The sequence below is a fragment of the Kitasatospora sp. NPDC030952 genome (assembly GCF_055571335.1).
On sequence record NZ_JBVIFM010000008.1, the window covers coordinates 159,292 to 177,430 of the forward strand.

The 18,139-nt window shown below is 72.4% G+C and carries 15 protein-coding genes; 5 read left to right on the top strand and 10 right to left on the bottom strand.

The genetic code is table 11. The annotated features are described in order from the left end of the window. Positions 1-42 precede the first annotated feature (42 nt). Positions 43-555, top strand: coding sequence for a GNAT family N-acetyltransferase (locus ACZ47G_RS16750; RefSeq protein WP_465743269.1), 513 nt, complete (start codon positions 43-45; stop codon positions 553-555). Here ACZ47G_RS16750 and ACZ47G_RS16755 read toward each other — a convergent pair. Continuing rightward, positions 528-761 carry a hypothetical protein gene (locus ACZ47G_RS16755; RefSeq protein ID WP_465743271.1) on the bottom strand — a complete coding sequence of 78 codons (234 nt, stop codon included), beginning with the start codon at positions 759-761 and terminating at the stop codon, positions 528-530. The genes ACZ47G_RS16750 and ACZ47G_RS16755 overlap by 28 nt on opposite strands. A 121-nt stretch (positions 762-882) precedes the next feature. Here ACZ47G_RS16755 and ACZ47G_RS16760 point away from each other — a divergent pair, with 121 nt between their 5' ends. After that, positions 883-1,878 (top strand): hypothetical protein, encoded by a 996-nt coding sequence (locus ACZ47G_RS16760; protein WP_465743273.1) that lies wholly within the window; start codon positions 883-885, stop codon positions 1,876-1,878. A 57-nt stretch (positions 1,879-1,935) separates the two neighbouring features. Here ACZ47G_RS16760 and ACZ47G_RS16765 read toward each other — a convergent pair whose 3' ends face one another. The 4 genes from ACZ47G_RS16765 to ACZ47G_RS16780 form a co-directional block, all read right to left on the bottom strand. Continuing rightward, positions 1,936-4,686 (bottom strand): alkaline phosphatase family protein, encoded by a 2,751-nt coding sequence (locus tag ACZ47G_RS16765; protein WP_465743275.1) that lies wholly within the window; start codon positions 4,684-4,686, stop codon positions 1,936-1,938. Positions 4,687-4,810: 124 nt separating this feature from the next. Beyond that, complete coding sequence (locus ACZ47G_RS16770) at positions 4,811-6,184, bottom strand: ABC transporter permease (protein ID WP_465743277.1); 1,374 nt, start codon at positions 6,182-6,184, stop codon at positions 4,811-4,813. After that, positions 6,181-7,128 carry an ABC transporter ATP-binding protein gene (locus ACZ47G_RS16775; protein WP_465743279.1) on the bottom strand — a complete coding sequence of 316 codons (948 nt, stop codon included), beginning with the start codon at positions 7,126-7,128 and terminating at the stop codon, positions 6,181-6,183. Before ACZ47G_RS16775 ends, ACZ47G_RS16770 begins: the two co-directional genes overlap by 4 nt. Before the next feature lie 251 nt (positions 7,129-7,379). Then, a complete protein-coding gene (locus tag ACZ47G_RS16780) occupies positions 7,380-8,822 on the bottom strand; it encodes an aldehyde dehydrogenase (RefSeq protein WP_465743281.1) in 1,443 nt (480 codons plus the stop codon). Between the two features lie 242 nt (positions 8,823-9,064). Between ACZ47G_RS16780 and ACZ47G_RS16785 the strand changes: the two genes are divergently transcribed. Next, positions 9,065-9,496, top strand: a complete 432-nt coding sequence (locus tag ACZ47G_RS16785; RefSeq protein ID WP_465743283.1) for an Ohr family peroxiredoxin — start codon at positions 9,065-9,067, stop codon at positions 9,494-9,496. Between the two features lie 114 nt (positions 9,497-9,610). Here ACZ47G_RS16785 and ACZ47G_RS16790 read toward each other — a convergent pair whose 3' ends face one another. Further along, positions 9,611-10,162 carry a CGNR zinc finger domain-containing protein gene (locus ACZ47G_RS16790; RefSeq protein ID WP_465743511.1) on the bottom strand — a complete coding sequence of 184 codons (552 nt, stop codon included), beginning with the start codon at positions 10,160-10,162 and terminating at the stop codon, positions 9,611-9,613. Positions 10,163-10,326: 164 nt separating this feature from the next. Between ACZ47G_RS16790 and ACZ47G_RS16795 the strand changes: the two genes are divergently transcribed. Both ACZ47G_RS16795 and ACZ47G_RS16800 read left to right on the top strand, forming a co-directional pair. Next, positions 10,327-11,391: an alpha/beta fold hydrolase gene (locus ACZ47G_RS16795; RefSeq protein ID WP_465743285.1), complete on the top strand. Its 1,065-nt coding sequence runs from the start codon at positions 10,327-10,329 to the stop codon at positions 11,389-11,391. A 290-nt stretch (positions 11,392-11,681) separates the two neighbouring features. Continuing rightward, entirely contained in the window at positions 11,682-13,325 is a 1,644-nt protein-coding gene (locus ACZ47G_RS16800) for an ABC-F family ATP-binding cassette domain-containing protein (RefSeq protein ID WP_465743287.1), read from the top strand. A gap of 56 nt (positions 13,326-13,381) precedes the next feature. On the opposite strand, the gene ACZ47G_RS16805 is transcribed toward ACZ47G_RS16800, so the two are convergent. The 4 genes from ACZ47G_RS16805 to ACZ47G_RS16820 form a co-directional block, all read right to left on the bottom strand. Beyond that, positions 13,382-14,167, bottom strand: coding sequence for a MerR family transcriptional regulator (locus ACZ47G_RS16805; RefSeq protein ID WP_465743289.1), 786 nt, complete (start codon positions 14,165-14,167; stop codon positions 13,382-13,384). A gap of 109 nt (positions 14,168-14,276) precedes the next feature. After that, positions 14,277-15,380 (bottom strand): serine hydrolase domain-containing protein, encoded by a 1,104-nt coding sequence (locus ACZ47G_RS16810; protein WP_465743291.1) that lies wholly within the window; start codon positions 15,378-15,380, stop codon positions 14,277-14,279. Positions 15,381-15,553: 173 nt separating this feature from the next. After that, on the bottom strand, positions 15,554-16,015 hold the full coding sequence (locus ACZ47G_RS16815) for a hypothetical protein (protein WP_465743293.1): 462 nt from the start codon (positions 16,013-16,015) through the stop codon (positions 15,554-15,556). 138 nt (positions 16,016-16,153) lie between these two features. Continuing rightward, a complete protein-coding gene (locus ACZ47G_RS16820; protein ID WP_465743295.1) occupies positions 16,154-18,064 on the bottom strand; it encodes an Ig domain-containing protein in 1,911 nt (636 codons plus the stop codon). Between the last annotated feature and the right edge of the window lie 75 nt (positions 18,065-18,139).

Genomic DNA, 18,139 nt, shown 5'->3' on the forward strand with positions numbered 1-18,139 from the left:
GGTAAACGACTTGCCCTCCCTTTGTTGGGGCCCTCCTTGGTCGTGGCAACCCCCCCCTTGGGGGGGGGCCCCCCCCCCCCCCCCCCCACGCCGACCGACCTGCCCGCGCTCGCCCGCCTGTGCGCCGCCCACGCCGCCTTCGAACGCGCCGACGCAGAAGCCGTACCCGCCGACCTCGCCGTCCGTCTGGAACCCGCGCTGTTCTCGGCCGAGCCCCGAGCCTGGTGCCTGGTGGTCGACCACGACGGCGAACTGACCGGCTACGCCAGCTACTCCCGGGAGTTCTCCACCTGGCAGGCCGCCGACTACGTCCACCTGGACTGCCTCTTCGTCACCGAAGCCCACCGGGGCGGGGGCTGGGGGCGCGCCCTGCTCGACGCCGTGACGGACGCGGCAGCAGCCCTGGGCGCCGCAGAGGTGCAGTGGCAGACGCCCGACTGGAACGCCGACGCCATCCGCTTCTACCACCGTGTGGGAGCCCAGGCCCGCCCCAAGGTCAGGTTCTCGCTCGCCACCCGCCCGACGGCTCAGCCGCCCAGCTCGTACCGGACGTAGTCCGGGTGGGCCGCGCCGAGCTCGATGTGGTGCTCGTCGAGCCCGTTCACGATCCGCAGGCGGTCCCCGCCGAACCCGGACTCCACCGCCTCGGACCACATGACGCCGCAGTCCGGCGCCCCGACCCGGACGGCCCCGCTGTCCGTGTTCCCGGCGCAGGTGCAGGGGTACACGCTGGTGTCGGCCGTGGCGCGGCCGAACTGCACTGCGCAGTCAAATGACTGATGCTCCGCGTGCGTCGGACCGGGGACAGTGGGCGTCGACGGCCGGAGGGCGCTTCGCCCCGGCCGTCCGTCCCCCCATGGTTCTCTCTTCCAAGGAATCCCCATGTCTTCCATCCGCGCCAAGTGGCGCATGGCCGCCGTCACCGCGACGACCGCACTCGCCGTGATGATGTTCTCCACTTCCCCGGCGTCCGCCGCGGTGTTCGGCGAAAGCACCACGTGGGCCAGTGAGATCGAGGACAACGTCCCCGTCCGGGCGAACGGCTTCATGGACGAGGCCCGCGCCGACAACGGCGATCTCCTCCAGGTGTGGCGCGGCTACGACAACCCCGGCATGTACATCGCGCTGGACCACGGCCGCCCGATCCGCATGGCCGGCGAGACCAATGCCAGCCCGCAGATCGTCTACATGGGCGGGGCCCAGTTCGTGCTGTTCCACACCGGCACGAACGGGTTCATCTTCTACATGGTCCTCACCGTGAACCAGGCCAACAACGGCCAGCGCTACCTGCGGTTCGGCGCCTGGCAGCAGGTCCCGAACAACGCCCAGACCAACAACGGCCGCCCCGTGGCCATCGCCGCCCTGCCCCACAACAACGTCGCACTGGCGTTCCACGGCGCCAACAGCGATGAGATCTGGAGCATGACCTACTACGTCCCGAGCAACCTCTGGGGCGACCCGACCCGCGTCCCCGGCGCCACCAGCCAGTCCTCCCCGGCGCTGGCCTACAGCCCCGCCAACGGCCTGCTGCTGATGGCCTACCGGGGGCTGGACAACCGGGTGAACGTCATCCGCACGTACTTCCCCTTCGCCAACTGGTTCGGGCGGTCGATCCTCGACGGCGTCCAGACCGACTCGGAGCCGGCCATCGCCATGGCGCCGGCCGGCTGGGGTCAGGTCGCCGTCCGGCAGCAGGGGTCGGGCATCCTGTACCTGGAGGACGTCCAGGACACCGGCGGGCACGGCGACTGGAGCCGCGAGGCCATCGGCTTCGCCTCGGCGTACGGCCCGCGGCTCATCATGGACGCCTTCCGGGCCTACCTGGTCGCGACGAACTTCAACGGTTACGTCCAGTGGAAGCAGTCCCGCCAGTACTGAGCCCGATCGGCGGCCCGTGGCCGACGCCCGGGGCGTCGACTACGGGCCGGCCGGGTGTCAGCCGTCGTTCTCGGCGGAGGGGATGTAGGCGCCGGGGACGTCGGCGGGGGCGTGGATGGCGTTCTCGCCCGGGTAGGGCTCGGTCCAGTTGTGGGTCTGGTACCAGGTCAGGTGGTTCATCTGGGCCGGATTGGCGCGGTCGGGCGCGGCGTTCGGGCCGGTCAGGTGCTGCTGGGACCTCCAGGTGTCCCACTGGGCGGCGACGCCCTGCTCGGCGGCCGGCGGGGCGGCGGTGACGGGCGCGGCGGCCGCGGTGCGGTCCTGGGCGCCGGGGACGTCCACGCCGCAGGAGGGCGGGGTCTTCAGACCGTCGGTCAGCGAGGTGCGGTTGGGCACCGCGGTGAACGGGGTGTAGTCAGGCTTGTCGGTGAAGGCGGTGGCCATCGGGGTGGCCGCGCTGTCCTTCTGGTTCATCGGGTGGATCCCGAGGATCTGCTCGATGGTGCGGACCATGGTGATCTGCGAGTAGTACCGGCTGTCGACGGCGCCGTGCTGAGCCCAGGGGCTGATGATCTGGATCGGGGCGCGGTGGCCGTCGACGTGGTCCAGGCCGGCCTGGGAGTCGTCCTCGACCACGAAGATCGCGGAGTCCTTCCAGTACTCGCTGTGCGAGATCTCCTGGACGATCCTGCCGACCGCCAGGTCGTTGTCGGCGACCTGCGCGGCCGGGGCGGCCGGGCCGCCGGTGTGGTCGCTGGACAGCCACAGCATGTTGAGGTTCGCCGGGCCGTTCTGCTCGAAGTCCTGCTTCCAGATCTGGTAGCGGTACTGGTCCGGGACGTCGAGGTCGAACTTGGGGAAGCCGGGCACCGACGCGTCGTTGAGCGAGGGGATCGGCGAGGAGGAGTTGAGCGGGTAGGCGGTGTCGTCGCCGGTCGCGTCCATGTTCTTGGCGTCGCAGTACAGGTTCTGCCAGTTCGCGCCGTCGGGCTTGGTCAGGAACTGGTGGAACTCGCCGAAGTCGCGCACGTCCTGGCCGACCGCCTGGGCGCCGGTCCACAGGAAGCCCGAGCGCTGGTGGCCCAGGGCGTCGTCCTCGGTGTCGTAGCTGCGCTCGTACTCGCCGGCCGAGGACTCGGTGTACTCCGGATTGTCGGCCTGCATCAGCCAGTTGTGGCCCTCGGCGGAGTTGGTGCCGATGTCGTAGGTGTTGTCGTAGAGCCCGAACTGCTTGGCCAGCGCCTGCTGGTTGGGCGTCACGTTGGCGCCGAACTGGGCGAGCTTCGGGTCGCCGTTGCCCTTGCCGATGTCGCCGAAGACCTGGTCGTACGTCCGGTTCTCCTTGACGATCATGAAGACGTGCTTGATCGTCGACGGGTCGCCGATCCGGGCCGGCACCGCGACCGGCTTCGCCTTGCGCCGGTCGGCGGTCTGGACGGCGCCCTTGGTCCAGCCGTTCTGCCGGAAGACCTTGTCGGTCTGGGAGCGGATCTCCTTGTCGCCCGGGAGGGTGAACCAGGTCAGGCTGGAGGTGGTGTCGTGGGTGTTGTGGGCGCCGGTGGAGTTGGGGCGGCGGGCGTCGATGCCGCGGGTGTTGGAGACGACCACCTTGTTGCCGACGGTGGTGACCTCCGCCGGGAAGTAGTCGGTGGGCAGCAGGCCGACGTAGCTCACCGGCTCCTGGGCGCCGGCGAAGCGGTACACCGCGACGGCGTTGGCACGGCCGAGGGTGACCAGCAGGCGTCCGTCGTCGGTGAGGGTCACGGCGGTGGGCTCGTAGCCCACCGAGGCCTCCGGCCAGGGCTTGGTGGAGATCCGCTGCACCACCTTGTCCCGGGCGGCGTCGATCACGGACACCTGGTCGGAGGAGGTGTCCGCGACGAAGACCGTCCCGTTCTTGGCGTACACGGCCGTCGGGTGCAGGCCGACGTCGATGCTCCCGACAGCGGCGGACGGGTTCGAGAGGTCGATCACGCTGACGGTGCCGGAGGTCGCCGCGCCGGTGTCCGGGTCGGCCGGCACCTGGGTGCCGTAGGAGTTGAGGGTGTCGTCGTCGGGGGTGGCGGCGCGCCCGCCCTCGTTGCTGACGTACAGCTTGTGGCCGACCTGGGCGATGCCGCGCGGCGCGGTGCCGGTCGTCCAGCTCTGGCCGAGCTTGCCGGTCGCCGCGTCGATCGCGACCACCCGGTTCTGGCCGTTGACCGCCGCGTAGACGGTCGAGCCGTCGGCGGAGAACACCGCGCCGGAGGCCAGCGCGTGCTTGTCCCCGTCGGCCGGGATGGCGATCTTCACCGGGTCGGCCAGCGAGCCGTCGGCGTTCACGGTGAACCTGGTGTAGCCGTCGAGCTGGCCCAGCCACAGCTGCTTGCCGTCGGGCGAGTAGACCGGGGCCTCCTGGCCGACCGAGCCGTCGGTCAGGTGGAGGTCGGCGGTCTTGGCCTTGCCGGCGCGCTGCTGCACCTTGTTGGTCCTGAGGTCCACCACGACCAGCGAGGCGTCGCCGTCGGCCAGCGAGGCGGCCAGGTGGGTGCCGTCCGGGCTGACCCGGGAGCCCATGATCTTGCCGTTGTCGATGACCAGCCGGTCGCCGTACGGGGCGATGTACTGGTCGCTGGATATCACCTGGCCGTCGGCGGTGACCTGGCCGACCTGGTCGGTGCCGAACTGGTGGGTGGCCGCGAAGGCCGTGCCGGTGGCCACGGCCACCGCCGTGATGCACGCCGTGGCCAGGGTGGCCCGGCGGCCGGCCCGGCGGCCGAGGAGCGCCGGGTGCTCCTTCTGGTCACGTCGACGACGCGTTACCTGCATGGCGTCAGCCCTTCGTTGTGATCGGTTGCGCGGAGTGGGTGCGTTGCGGTGCAGTGCGTTGCGTTGCAGTGCGTTGCGTTGCGGTGCGGTGCGGCGGGAGCCAGGTGCGGGCCGGCCGGTGCGGTCAGTCCGTCGAGGAGTCGAGCAGGTCGATCCGGCCGTCGAACTGCCACAGCGGGTTCGGGGCGTCGCCGGTCGCGGTGTGCACCAGGAAGTAGCCGTTCACTTCCTTGGGCCCGTCTCCGTCGGCCATCACCCGCCCGTCCGAGGCGACGTCCAGCTGGTAGATCGCGGTCCCGGGGGCGGTCGTGCCGGGCAGGTGCCAGGTGACCACGCAGCGCCAGTCGTTGCCCGGGCCCTCCGGATCGACCTGGCCGTCACCGCGGTTGCAGTCCGCGCTGACCCGCAGGTCGGCCTCGGTGACGGCGGGGCGGTGCAACTGCTCGGTCTGCAGCCGGTAGAGGTGCGCGAACACGGTGGCCACCGACCGCTGCACCTTCGCCTGGGTGATCCCCGACCCGGTCGAGGGCGCGGCCACCGCGACCGCGCCGGTGCCCAGCGCGAGCAGCCCGGCCAGCGGCAGCACCCCGAAGGTGAGCGCGCGGCGCTTCTCGCCGTCCTCGCTGCCGGTGGTGAAGTCCCGCCGGACGAACAGCCGGTAGGCCGCCGCGGTCGCCACCGCGGCCCACACCAGGCTCACCGCGACGGCGATCAGCAGCTCCGCCGGCCGGTTCGGGTCGGCGAACAGCCCGTTCCAGGAGACGAAGACGTAGCCGGGCAGCGCCAGCCGCAGCGCCACCGGCAGCGGCAGCGTCTGGGCGAGCTGCATGGCGACGGCGGACAGTGCGGGGACGAGCAGGCCCATCGGGGAGCGGCCCAGGACGACGGAGCCGAGCAGTCCGAGCGCCGCCAGCGCCAGCGTGGGCGCCAGCGCGGCCGCCCAGGCCAGCAGGACGCTCGTGGCGGCGTCGGACGGTGCCAGCTGGTGCCCGTCGACGCCGACCAGCGGCTGGTTGCCGACCGCCGCCAGCCCGCCCGCCGTGCCGGAGGCCACCAGCCCGGCGACCAGCAGCACGATCACGGTGGCGCTCGCCAGGGTCTTGGCGAGGAAGATCCGCCGCGGCGAGCGGACCGCCACCAGCAGGTGCCGCCAGGTGCCGAGCCGGTCCTCGGCGGCAAACACGTCGCCCGCGACCACGGAGGTCAGCAGCGGCAGCGCCCAGGAGCCGGCGAAGCCCAGCACCACCAGCGGGCCGGCCCAGCCGGTGGCGTGCATCCAGCGGCCGAACAGGGTGTCGGAGGGCAGCGTCCCCTGCTGGGCGACCGCGGCCACGAACAGCCCGGGCAGCGCCCAACAGGCCAGTACCAGCAGCCGGATCCGCCACTGCGAGACCAGCTTGACCAGCTCGAAGCGGTACACCCGGCCCACCGGGACCCGACCCGCCCCGGGCGCGGCGGCGGCACCGGCCACCGCCTCCCCGGCCATGACCGTGCTCATCGCCCACCCTCCTGCTGCTGCTCGGTGAGGGCGAGGTACGCGGCCTCCAGCGGCGACACCACGGGCGCCACCTCGCGCACCCGTACGCCCTCCTGCACCATCGCGGCCACCAACTGCTCGACGGCCGGCCCGGCGGCGCGCACCACCAGCGCCTCCGTGCCGCGCCACGCTCCCGCGTCGTCCACCACCCGCACGCCCGCGGTGCCGTCGGCCACCCGCCGGGCGGTCCGCAGGTCGGAGGTGAGCAGCCGGTGCTCCAGCTCCCGGGTCCCGGCCGCCAGCTTGCCCAGCGGGCCGGAGAAGCGGACCCGGCCGGTCGCGAGGATGGTCACCTCGGAGCAGAGCGCCTCCAGGTCGTCCATCCGGTGGCTGGACAGCACGATGGTGACGCCGCTGTCGGCGAGTCGGCGCAGCGCGCCGTGGACGTGCTGCTTGCCCGCCGGGTCGAGGCCGTTGGAGGGCTCGTCGAGCACCAGCAGCCGGGGTTCGGTGAGCAGGGCGGCGGCCAGGCCGAGCCGCTGGCGCATGCCCAGCGAGAAGCCGCGCACCCGGTCGTCGGCGACGTCCGTCAGCCCGACCTCGGCGAGCACCTCGTCGATCCGGCCGGGCCCGGTCCGCAGGCCGCGCAGCGCCGCCAGTGCCGCCAGGTTCTTCCGTGCGGTCAGCGAGGGGTACAGGCCCGGCCCGTCGACGAACCCGGCCACGCCGTCCGGCGCCGCCAGCGCCCGGCCGACCGGTCTGCCCAGTACCTCCAGCTCGCCGTCGTCGGCGACGGCCAGCCCGAGCAGCAGCCCGAGCAGGGTGGTCTTGCCAGCACCGTTCGGCCCGGCCAGGCCGTGGATCCGGCCGGGCGGCAGCTCCAGGCCGACGCCGTCCAGCGCCACGACGTCACCGAAGCACTTCGTCAATCCGCTTGCCCGTACGGCAGGTTGCGTGTCTTCCATGGCTCCTTCTCGCAGTCCCCCAGGGAAAGTAGGGGCTTGACGGGGCGGAGTCAGGAGCGGGCGGTTGAACACCGGTGGAACAGCGGAGGGCCGGCCCTCCGGAGGTCGCCGGAGGCCTCCGGCGGCCTCCGGACGGGCGGAGGCCGCGTGCGACGGCGGGTGCGGGAGGTGCCAAGGGCCTTGCAGGTACGGAGAGTTCGACCCGCTCGGACGGCTCGGACGGCTCAGACGGCTCAGACGGCTCAGACGGCTCAGACCGTGATGGTCTGGTACTCGGTGTAGGTGCCGAGGCCGACCGCGCCGTACTCGCGGCCGATGCCGCTGGCCTTGAAACCGCCGAACGGGCCGTCGAAGCCGATCGAGGCGCCGTTGACGGTGACGGTGCCGGTGCGCAGGCGGCGGGCGACCGCCAGCGCGTGCTCCTCGTCGGCGGACCAGACCCCGCCGGAGAGGCCGTACTCGGAGTCGTTGGCGATCCGGACGGCGTCGTCCTCGTCCTCGTAGGGGATGACCACCAGGACCGGGCCGAAGACCTCCTCCTGGGCGATCCGCATCGAGTTGTCGACGTCGGCGAAGAGCGTCGGGGTGACGTAGTTGCCGCGTTCCAGGCCGGCCGGGACGTGCGGGCCGCCGGTGACCAGGCGGGCGCCCTCCTCCACGCCGAGGGCGATGTAGCGGCGGACCTGCTCCTGCTGGTCCCGGCGGATCATCGGACCGATGAAGGTCTCCGGGTCGGCCGGGTCGCCGACCTTCAGGGAGTCGATCAGGTCCTTGAGCCGGGTCACCACCTCCTCGTAGCGGCTGCGAGGGGCCAGGATCCGGGTCTGGGCGATGCAGGACTCGCCGTTGTTGAGCAGCGAGGAGAACTTCAGCCCCGGCACCGCCCGGTCCAGGTCGGCGTCGGGAAGGATCACCGCCGCGGACTTGCCGCCCAGCTCCAGGCTGACGCGCTTGAGCTGCTCCCCGGCGATGGCGGCGATGCGCCGGCCGGCCCGGGTGGAGCCGGTGAAGGCGATCTTGTCCACCTGGGGGTGGGACACCAGGTACTCGCTGGTCTCCCGGTCGGCGGGCAGGACGCTGACCACGCCCTCGGGCAGCCCCACCTGCTCCAGCAGTTCGGCGAGGAAGCCCATGCTGAGCGAGTTCTCCGGGGAGACCTTCAGCACCACCGAGTTGCCCGCGAGCAGGGCCGGCAGGATCTTCGAAGTCGCCGAGGAGAAGGGCGAGTTCCACGGGATCACCGCGGCCACCACGCCGATCGCCTCGCGGCGCACCACGCTGCGCACCGGCGAGGCCGGGTCGGAGGGGACGAGCGTCTGTTCCCAGCCGAATTCCTCGGCGGCCTTCAGGTAGGCGTTGGCCTGGCGGGTCAGGCCGGGCTGGCCGGCCCGGGTGAACCAGCCGGCCGAGCCGTTCTCGATGGAGATCAGTTCGGCGATCCGCTCCGCGTTCTCCTCGCGCAGCGCGTTGAAGCGGCGCAGCACGGCCACCCGCTCCAGCGGAGGGGTCTCCCGCCAGGTGCCCCGGTCGAACGAGGCCCGGGCGGCGGCCACCGCGCGGTCCACGTCCGCCGGACGGGCCTGGGCGGCCCGGCCGAGCAGCGTCCCGTCGTGCGGGGAGCGGATGTCGAGCAGGTCGGCCCTGCTCGGAGTGGTCCAGGCGCCCGCGATGAACAGCCGGTCGTAGATGATCACGTGCTTCTCCTTCGGATCCTTCTTCCCCGAACGAGTGTGACGCCCCCTCAGCTAACCTGTCAAGCAGGTTATGTAGCGAGGTGCACGGGACGGCTCCCTGGGCGCGAACCCCCGACAAAACCAGCATGGTTGCGCGCCAACGCCTTGACATGCCCGAAAGCCCCGCCCGATACTCGTCACCAGTTAAACCGGTGACACCGACAGCGGGCTCACCGGACGATCACTCATGAGGGGACAGCACCATGGCAGTCAGCTACACCGGAACGGTCGTCGTGACGGGCGAGGGCCGCAACGGCGGGCGGGTCGCCTCCAGCGACGGCAACCTCACCACCTCGCTGGCCATCCCGAAGGAGCTGGGCGGGGCCGGCGGCGCCACCAACCCGGAGCAGCTGTTCGCCGCCGGGTGGGGGGCCTGCTTCCTGGGGGCCGTCCGCCGCGCCGCCGCCGACCGCAAGGTGCGGCTCACCAGCACCTCCGTCGCGGTCGAGACGACCCTCACCCACGGCGACGACGGGGAGTTCGGCCTCAGCGCCGTCCTCAACCTCGAACTCGGCGGCGTGGACCAGGAGACGGCCGCCGAACTCGGCCGGGCCGCGCACCGGATCTGCCCGTACTCCAAGGCGACCCGGGGCAACATCCCGGTGACCGTCAACGCCACCGCGGTCACCGGCTGACGCCACCGCCCGCCCCCGCTGACGCCATTGCCGTCGCTGCCGCCGTCGCTGCCGTCGCCGGAAACACCGAATCCCCCGCCCTGGGGCGGGGGTGCACGGTCGGCGCGCCGGTTCTCAGTCTTCGGCGGCGCCGTGCTGGCGCGCCCGGTAGCTGGCAGCCTTGACCCGGTTGCCGCAGGTCCGCATGGCGCACCACTCGCGCCGGTGGCCGCGCGAGCGGTCCAGGTAGACCTGGGTGCACTCCGGCCGGGCGCACTCGCGCAGCAGGTCGGCGTCGTCGCCGCCGAGGATCTCGACGGCCTCCCGGGCCAGGGCCGCGAGGCCCTGGGAGACGGAGCCGGTCCTGGTCGCACCGGTGGCCTGCAGGCGCAGCGTCACCGGAAGTCCGGCCGCGTGCCGGTTCAGCTCGGCGATCGCCCGGGCCGGCATCGGCTGCCCGTCCAGCCGGGCGGCGACCAGCGCGTAGATCGCCTCGCGCAGGTCCACCGCGATGTCGAGGTCGGTCTCATCGGCTTCGGGGCCGCCGTCGAGCATCCCGGACTCCACGAACCAGGCGTCCAGCTGCTCGGGGGAGGCCAGCTTCTCCATCGGCGCGGCGTTGCGGCGGGCGCGCAGCGTGCCGACGAAGTCGAGGGGGAGGGTCCCGCAGGGGAAGGCGTGCATCACGTCACCATACTGACCAGTCACCCCGCCAAGTGCAATGCCCGGGTCCCCCGGAGTCTCTTTCGCCGTCGGCGCACCGTGTCGCCGCCGCCATCACTGCCCAGACCAGTAACGTCCAGCCCGGCTCGGCTCCCCGAACCGGTCCCCGCACCTCCGGAAGGAAACTCATGATCGACAGGCGCAGCTTCCACAGGACCCTGGGGCTCGGCGCCGGGGCGGCCGCCCTCTCGCTGACCGGGCTGCCGGGCGTCGCCGGCGCCGCGCCCGTCCCGGCCGGCTCCGGCCCGGCGCCGGTCGTGCCCGCCCTCACCCCCGGCACCCACACCGCGTTCCCGGTGCTCAAGCAGGTCACCGCCGGACTGCTCGACGTCGGCTACGCGGAACTCGGCCCCACCGACGGGCCGGTGGTGCTCTGCCTGCACGGCTGGCCGTACGACATCCACAGCTTCGTGGACGTCGCCCCGCTGCTCGCCGACCTCGGCTACCGGGTGATCGTCCCCTACCTGCGCGGCCACGGCAGCACCCGCTTCCTCTCCTCGCGGACCGTCCGCAACGGGCAGCAGTCGGCCATCGCCCGGGACATCATCGCCCTGCTGGACGCCCTGCGGATCGAGCGCGCCGTGGTCGCCGGCTTCGACTGGGGCGCGCGGACCGGTGACATCCTGGCCGCCCTGTGGCCCGAGCGGGTCAAGGCCCTGGTGTCGGCGACGGGCTACCTGATCACCAACCGCGACGCCCAGCGGAACCCGATCGCGCCGGTCACCGAGCGTGCCTTCTGGTACCAGTTCTACTTCGCCACCGACCGCGGCGAACGGGCCATGCACGACCCGAAGCTGCGGCACGACCTCGCCCGGGTCGTCTGGCAGACCGCCTCCCCCACCTGGAACTTCGACGACGCCACCTTCGAACGCAGCGCGGCGGCCTTCGAGAACCCCGACTACGCCGCGATCGTGATCCACAACTACCGCTGGCGGCTGGGCCTCGCCGACGGCGAGCGCCGCTACGACCACGACGAGCACCTGCTGGCCCGCAAGCCCACCATCGGCGTGCCGACCATCACCCTCGACCCGGCGTTGGATCCGTTCACCCCGGCGCCCGGCGACGGCTCCTCCTACCGGGCCATGTTCACCGGCCGGTACGAGCACCGGGCGCTGCCGGGCGTCGGCCACAACCTGCCGCAGGAGGCCCCAACGGCCTTCGCCCAGGCCGTCGTCGACGCCGACCGGCTCTGACCACGACGGGTCGACGGACGCCGACGGCCCCCGCCGGCCGCCCGTACGCCTCGCGCCGGAAAAGAACGGCGCGAGGCGAAGCGGACTGCTACGCTGGCGAACGACCTACCCCCTTCCGAGGAGTGCAGCAGACATGGCGGGTGACGACGACATCTCCGGGTGAGTCCCGGGCTTGACGGCCGTTGCGGGCGCAGGGCGCCCAGTGCAGCGGTCGGATTCGTCGCACCCAGTCCCCCTGTCTCATCCGGGCCGGACTCGTCTCCGCCCATTCACTTCCAGGTAGTTCACCCATGTCTTCTGCGTCTTCCGCGTCCATCGTCGCCTCCCAGCTGTCCTTCTCCTGGCCCGACGACACCCCCGTCTTCCAGGACCTCTCCTTCGCCGTCGGCACCGGCCGCACCGGTCTGGTCGCCCCCAACGGCTCCGGCAAGAGCACGCTGCTCAAGCTGATCGCCGGTCAACTGCGCCCGAACGCCGGATCGGTGACGGTCAGCGGCACCGCCGCCTACCTCGCCCAGGACCTCCCGCTCACGGCGGGCCTCAGCGTCGCCGAGGTGCTCGGCGTGGCCCAGGTGATCCGCGCCATCGACGCGGTGGAGTCCGGGGACGTCGCCGAGGAGCACTTCACCACCATCGGCGACGACTGGGACATCGAGGAGCGCAGCCTCACCCAGCTCGACCGCCTCGGCCTCGGCGGACTGGGGCTCGACCGCGGACTGGGCACCCTGAGCGGCGGCCAGATCGTCCAACTGGGCCTCGCCGCCCAGCTGCTCAAGCGGCCCGACGTGCTGCTGCTCGACGAACCCACCAACAACCTCGACCTCGGCGCCCGCCACCGGCTCCACGACGCCCTGGCGGACTTCAACGGCTGCCTGCTGCTGGTCAGCCACGACCGCGCCCTGCTCGACCGGATGGACCGCATCGCCGAACTCGACTCGCACGACCTGCGCCTCTACGGCGGCGACTTCACCGCCTACGAGCAGGCCGTGCAGGCCGAGCGGGAGGTCGCGGAGAAGAACGTCCGCAACGCCGAGCAGGACCTCAAGCGGGAGAAGCGGGAGATGCAGCAGGCCCGCGAGCGCGCCGAGCGCCGGGCCGGCAACGCCGCCCGCAACCTCAAGAACGCCGGGCTGCCCCGGATCTTCGCCGGGAACATGAAGCGCGGCGCCCAGGAGTCCGCCGGCCGCTCCGGCCAGGTGCACGCCGCCCGGGTCGACGAGGCCAGGACCCGGCTCGACGAAGCCGGGCGCGCGGTGCGCGACGAACAGCGGCTCACCCTGGACCTCTCCGAGACCAGGGTGCCCAGCGGGCGCGACCTCTTCATCGGCGAACAGCTCCAGGTGGTGCGCGACGGCCGCCCGCTGTTCGCCGAGGGCGGCGTCGACCTCACCATCCGGGGCCCCGAGCGCATCGCCCTGCACGGCGGCAACGGGGCCGGGAAGACGACCCTGCTGCGCCTGCTGGTCGGAGACCTCACCCCGGACGACGGACAGGTCAAGCGCGCCGACGGCCGGGTCGCCTACCTCTCCCAGCGGCTCGACCTGCTGGACCAGGACCGCACCGTGGCGGAGAACTTCGCCGCGGCCGCCCCGGAACGCCCGGAGGCCGAGCGGATGAACCTGCTCGCCCGCTTCCTGTTCCGCGGCGCCCGCGCCCACCTGCCCGTCCGGGCGCTCTCCGGCGGCGAACGGCTGCGCGCCACCCTGGCCTGCGTGCTGTGCGCCGAGCCCGCGCCCCAACTGCTGCTCCTGGACGAGCCGACGAACAACCTCGACCTGGTCAGCGTCGGGCAGCTCGAAGGCGCCCTGAACTCCTACCAGGGCGCGTTCCTCGTGGTCAGCCACGACGAACGCTTCCTGTCCGGCATCGGCGTCGACCGCTGGCTGCACCTGGCCGACGGCAGGCTGCTGGAGACCGGGGCCCCGGCCTCCTGAGCCGAGCGGCGCTCACCCGCCCCCGGACTGCGCCGGACGGCACCGGACCGCGCCGTTCAGCGGCGTGGCAGCCGGGGGGCGGGGGCGCCGGCGGAGCGGAGCCTGGCCTCGGTGAGGGCGGTCAGCCGGGCCGCGGCCGGGGCCTGATCCTCGCGGTGGTGGTCGATCAGCCGGTACTGGGTGGCGGCCCGGCTCCAGGCCCGCAGGCTGTCGGCGTCCCCCAGGAGCGCCGGACTGGCGAGCAGCCGGTCGGCCATGGCGGTGGCGAGTTCCTCGATCCTCGGATCGTCCGGCTCCCAGCTCCCGGCCTCCCAGGCGCGCATCGACAGCTCGACGAACTCCGGGTCGGCCAGCCGGTGTTCGAGCTGGGCCAGGAAGCCGTCGAAGCCGACCGGCACCAGCACCCGGGCCAGGACCAGCGCCTCGCGCTGCGCGGCCACGTACGCGGGGGCGAAGCCCAGTTCGGCCATCCGCTCCAGGACGGCGCAGGCGCGGTCGGGCAGCAGGGCCCGGTCGCCCTCGGCGAGCCGGCGCAGGGTGTCGAGGCGGGCCGACAGCTCGGCGATCCGCTCGGCCAGCCGCCGTTCGACGTCGGCCAGGGCGGCGGCGAACGGCTCGGCCTCGGCGTCCAGCAGCGGCCCGACCTCGGCCAGCGGCACCCCGGCGCCCGCCAGGGTCCGGACCTGCACCAGCCGCAGCAGGTCGTCCGAGCCGTACCGCCGGTAGCCGGAGGCGTCGCGCCGTGGTTCGGCGAGCAGCCCGTGCTCGTGGTAGTGCCGCACCGTCTTCACCGAGACGCCGACGAAAGCCGCCGCCTGACCGATCGTGACTCCGTTCATCATCCGATCAGCTTCTCGTGTGCTCGGCTCCGACCGCTACCCGCCCCCGGCCGGAGTTCACCGGTCAGTTCGCCGGTCAGTTCACCGGCCAGCTCGCCGGTCAGCTGGCCGGTCAGCTGGAGAACACCGCGGCCACCAGGCGCTGCTGGGCCTCCTGGAAGGCGGGCGCGAGGGACATCTCCGGGTCGTCCACGTGGTTCATGGCGGCCGTCAGGATCCGGCTGCCGTCGGCCGAGCCGTACATCAGCGCCGCCGAGCCGATGGTGGCGCCGTTGTGGTGGTAGACGGTGCCGCCGGCCGGGCCGAGGTCCTGGGCGAACAGCCCGAGGCCGTAGCCGACCCGCTCCTCCGGCCTGCGCATCTCGGCCAGCAGCTCGGCGGGCAGCAGCCGGCCGCCCATCAGCGCGGAGAAGTAGCGGTGCAGGTCCCGGGTGGTCGAGATGAGGTCCCCGCCGGCCGCGACCCAGGACGGGTCGTGCCGGGTGACGTCGACGATCCGCTCCCGCTCGCCGTCCTGGTAACGGTAGTAGCCGTGGTGGTGGGGTTCGGGGACCGCCGGGGAGAAGCCCGGCGCCACCGTGCCGGTCATCCCCAGCGGTGCCAGGACCAGCCGCCGCAGCTCCTCGGCGAAGGAGCGGCCGGTGACCCGCTCGATCACCAGCCGGGCCAGCACGTAGTTGGTGTTGGAGTAGCTCCAGCCCTCCCCCGGCGCGAACCGCAGCGGCTTGGACAGCGACAGCCGCACCAGCTCCTCGGGCGGGTAGCTGTGGAAGCGGTCGTCCACCCAGGCCTTGCCCTGCCACGGGATGCCGGGCACGACCGTCCCGTCGTCCAGGAGTTCGCCGGTGTGGCTGAAGATCCCGCTGGTGTGCTGGAGCAGCATTCGCACCGTGATCCGCCGGTCCAGGCCGAACTCGGGCAGGTGGTCGGCGACCGGGGCGTCCAGGGCGGTCCTGCCCTCGGCCACCAGCAGCAGCACCGTGCTCGCGATCAGGCTCTTGGTGCTGCTGCCGATCCGGAAGTGCCCGTCGGTCAGCGGCTCGGCGGCGGAGCCCAGTTCGCGGGCACCGGCGCTGCCGGCCCACTCGCCCCGTTCGTCGCTCACCCGCAGCTGCACCCCGAGGAAGCCGGCCTCGACGAGCTCCTCGATCGTCCGGCGCAGCTCCGGCCGGTCCTGCGCCTGGCCCGAACGCTCCGTGTGGGTGGTGGTGGTCATGATGCTCCTCGGTGATCCGTCGTCCCCGGACCGCTGTCCGGCTGCTGAGACGAATCTCCACCCTGCCCCTGGGGCGGGCTCAAGCGTGATCCAGCTCACAGAGGTGGGCGCCTCACATGGGTGGGCGCCGCCCCCGCGAACCGCGGCGACGGCGCCCGTCGGCACCGGACGGATCAGCCGGTGACCTCGATCGTCACGTCGTAACTGCGCTGGTCCGGCGAGCAGTTGAGGGCCTCGCCGCAGGCCGTCCGGGAGGCGGTCAGGTGTGCCGTGCCGGCCGCGCGGGCGGCGAAGGAGGTGGTGACGGTGCCGCAGCCGCCGCCCGGACGGCAGGAGGGGGACGGCGAGGTGGTCGGGGCGCCCGCCGGGGAGACCACGCCGGGGGCGGAGCTGGCGGCGGCGGACCAGTAGGTGCCCTGCAGGACGACCGAGACGGTCGCACCGACGGCGACCTTCACGGTGGTGTGGTTGGCGTGCTCGTCGGCGGTCACGGCGGCCGTCGTGGTGGTCACGGCCGTGGTGGTGGGCGCCGGGCCGGAGGCGGCCGTGGAGGCGCTGGTGGAGCCGCAGCCCGCCAGGGCCAGCAGCGCGGCGGCGCAGGTCAGGGCGAGGGCGGCGGGTCTTCTCGGAGTCACGGTGGTTCCTTCGTGCCGGGGTGGGAAAGCGGTACCGGTTCGACGCACCGGGCGCCGGATCGGATCCCCCCGAATCCGGAGAAAAACACACCGGGGCGGGCGCGAGGCCCACCCCGGTGCGTTTCGGCGAGGCGATCGTCAGGAGACGGTCACGTCGTCGTAGTAGGTGTAGGTCGGGTCACCCGCGTAGTTGTCGTCGTGGTTGCTCAGGGTGAGCGTGTACGAGTGGCCCGGGGTGACGGTGGCCGTCTTGTTGGTCCAGGTCCCGGTGGTGGTGCAGGTCTTGGCGAGGACCGTGGTGGTCGTGCCGGTGGTGTTGTCCTTCAGCGTGGCGGTCGCCCAGTCGTAGGTCACGGTGTCGTCGCAGATGTTGCTGTACCAGAAGGACAGCTTGCTGGAGCCGGACGGCGCGGTGAAGGTCTGGGCGACCGAGGAGTCCCCGGTCGGGTTGGTGGAGCCGACCATCGCGCCGTAGCTGCCGCTGTGCGCGGCGCCCGTGGTGGCGGAGGTGGAGCCGGCCGTGGTCCAGCTGCTCAGGTTGCCGGCCTCGAAGCCGCCGTTGACGACGGCGTTGCCGCCGCCCGAACCACCGGACTCGGTCCAGCTGAAGGTGGTGCTGCCCGCGGCGCCGGTGGTGTCGGTCGCGGTGACCGTCACGTTGGCGGTGCCGGCGGCGGTCGGGGTGCCGGAGATCAGGCCGGTCGAGGAGTTGATCGACAGGCCGGCGGGCAGGCCGGTGGCCGAGTAGGTCAGGGTCTGGCCGGTGGCCGAGTCACTGGCGTGGATCTGCAGGCTGGCCGCGGTGCCGACGGTGCCGGACTGGTTGCCCGGGTTCGTCACCGTGACGGTGTTGGTGCTGCCGCCGCCGTGGTTGAGGATGGCGTGCGTGATCGCGCAGGAGTTGGTGTCGTTCGACCAGCTGGCCTGCTCGGCGAAGGTGCCGTAGGAGCCGAAGGAGACGTTCGCGGCGCCGCCGGCCGAGCCGGGCTGGATCCAGGCGCACTCGTCGGAGTTCTCCTGGCCGTTGTACGAGCTGCCGGACACGTGGTTCGTCCAGCCGCCGGCCGGGTTCTGGTCCGACATCATCTCGTGCCACTCGTGGCCGAGGGTCATCGTGAAGCCGTCCAGCGTGCCGGGCGAGTTGACGAAGCCGACGCCGCAGCTGCTGCCCTGGTCGATGTTGTACGGCTGGTTGGAGAAGGCGATGTCGCCGTACGGCGAGTTGGCCGCGCCACCGTTGAGGGTGGTGTCACCGTTCCAGTCGTGCCAGGCGCAGTACCCGGTGCTGGGGTTCTGGTAGTCGTCCGGGTTGGTGCCGTGCGGCGACAGGACGATGTAGTACGCGTCGCGGTTGGCGGCGGCAGTGGTGTTGCCGAAGTGGCCGGCGGCCTTGACGGCCTCCTGGGCCAGCTGGTTGCCGGTGGCCTGGGCGGGCGAGGCGGCCGCGTTGTCGTACCAGACGCCGGAGAGGACGCCGCCGCTCTGGTACGGGATGAAGTTGGCGTTGGACGGGCAGCTGACCGCGCCGGAGGCGACGTTGGGGCCGTCGCACCACTGGGTCAGGTCGGCCGACCAGGTCTCACCGTTGGTGCCGATGCCCTTGAACATCTGCTGGGTGGCACCGGCGGCGCCGGCCGAGTCGCCGGAGAACTTGGCGTTGCCGTTGGCGTCGGTGCTCTGGGTGCCCCACTGGGTGCCGTAGAAGATCAGGTAGACCTTGGAGTGGCCGCTCTGCACGCCGATGCCGTCGACACCGCCGCCGTAGGACAGCGTCTCCTGGCCGGTGGCCGCCGCCTGGTTGTGCTGGGCGAGCCACTCCTTGTACTTCTTCTGCTGCTCCTTGCCCAGCACCGCGCCGTGGCGGTACGGGTGGCCGGTCTGCGGGCTCCAGGGGTTGAACTCGTTGTTGACGCTGCCCGAGGAGCTGGATATGGACTGCGCGGAGGCCGGCGCGGCCGCACCGGCGAGGCCGGCCGCGGCGAGCGCGAGGGACGCCACGCCGGTGAGCGCCGCGTACTTCGCGCGCCGCATTCTGTGGGAGTGACCCATGGGGTGAGGGTGCCTCTCTCGATACCGATCGTCCGTACGGCTGGGGGGCCACGAACGATCCCTTTGTGGGGAAGG

What these genes read in the sequence shown, in the direction of transcription:
- ACZ47G_RS16770 (WP_465743277.1), bottom strand. Translation starts at nt 6,184, where the DNA reads ATGAGCACGGTCATGGCCGGGGAGGCGGTGGCCGGTGCCGCCGCCGCG.
- ACZ47G_RS16760 (WP_465743273.1), top strand. Translation starts at nt 883, where the DNA reads ATGTCTTCCATCCGCGCCAAGTGGCGCATGGCCGCCGTCACCGCGACG.
- ACZ47G_RS16800 (WP_465743287.1), top strand. Translation starts at nt 11,682, where the DNA reads ATGTCTTCTGCGTCTTCCGCGTCCATCGTCGCCTCCCAGCTGTCCTTC.
- ACZ47G_RS16820 (WP_465743295.1), bottom strand. Translation starts at nt 18,064, where the DNA reads ATGGGTCACTCCCACAGAATGCGGCGCGCGAAGTACGCGGCGCTCACC.
- ACZ47G_RS16785 (WP_465743283.1), top strand. Translation starts at nt 9,065, where the DNA reads ATGGCAGTCAGCTACACCGGAACGGTCGTCGTGACGGGCGAGGGCCGC.
- ACZ47G_RS16775 (WP_465743279.1), bottom strand. Translation starts at nt 7,128, where the DNA reads ATGGAAGACACGCAACCTGCCGTACGGGCAAGCGGATTGACGAAGTGC.
- ACZ47G_RS16810 (WP_465743291.1), bottom strand. Translation starts at nt 15,380, where the DNA reads ATGACCACCACCACCCACACGGAGCGTTCGGGCCAGGCGCAGGACCGG.
- ACZ47G_RS16765 (WP_465743275.1), bottom strand. Translation starts at nt 4,686, where the DNA reads ATGCAGGTAACGCGTCGTCGACGTGACCAGAAGGAGCACCCGGCGCTC.
- ACZ47G_RS16795 (WP_465743285.1), top strand. Translation starts at nt 10,327, where the DNA reads ATGATCGACAGGCGCAGCTTCCACAGGACCCTGGGGCTCGGCGCCGGG.
- ACZ47G_RS16805 (WP_465743289.1), bottom strand. Translation starts at nt 14,167, where the DNA reads ATGATGAACGGAGTCACGATCGGTCAGGCGGCGGCTTTCGTCGGCGTC.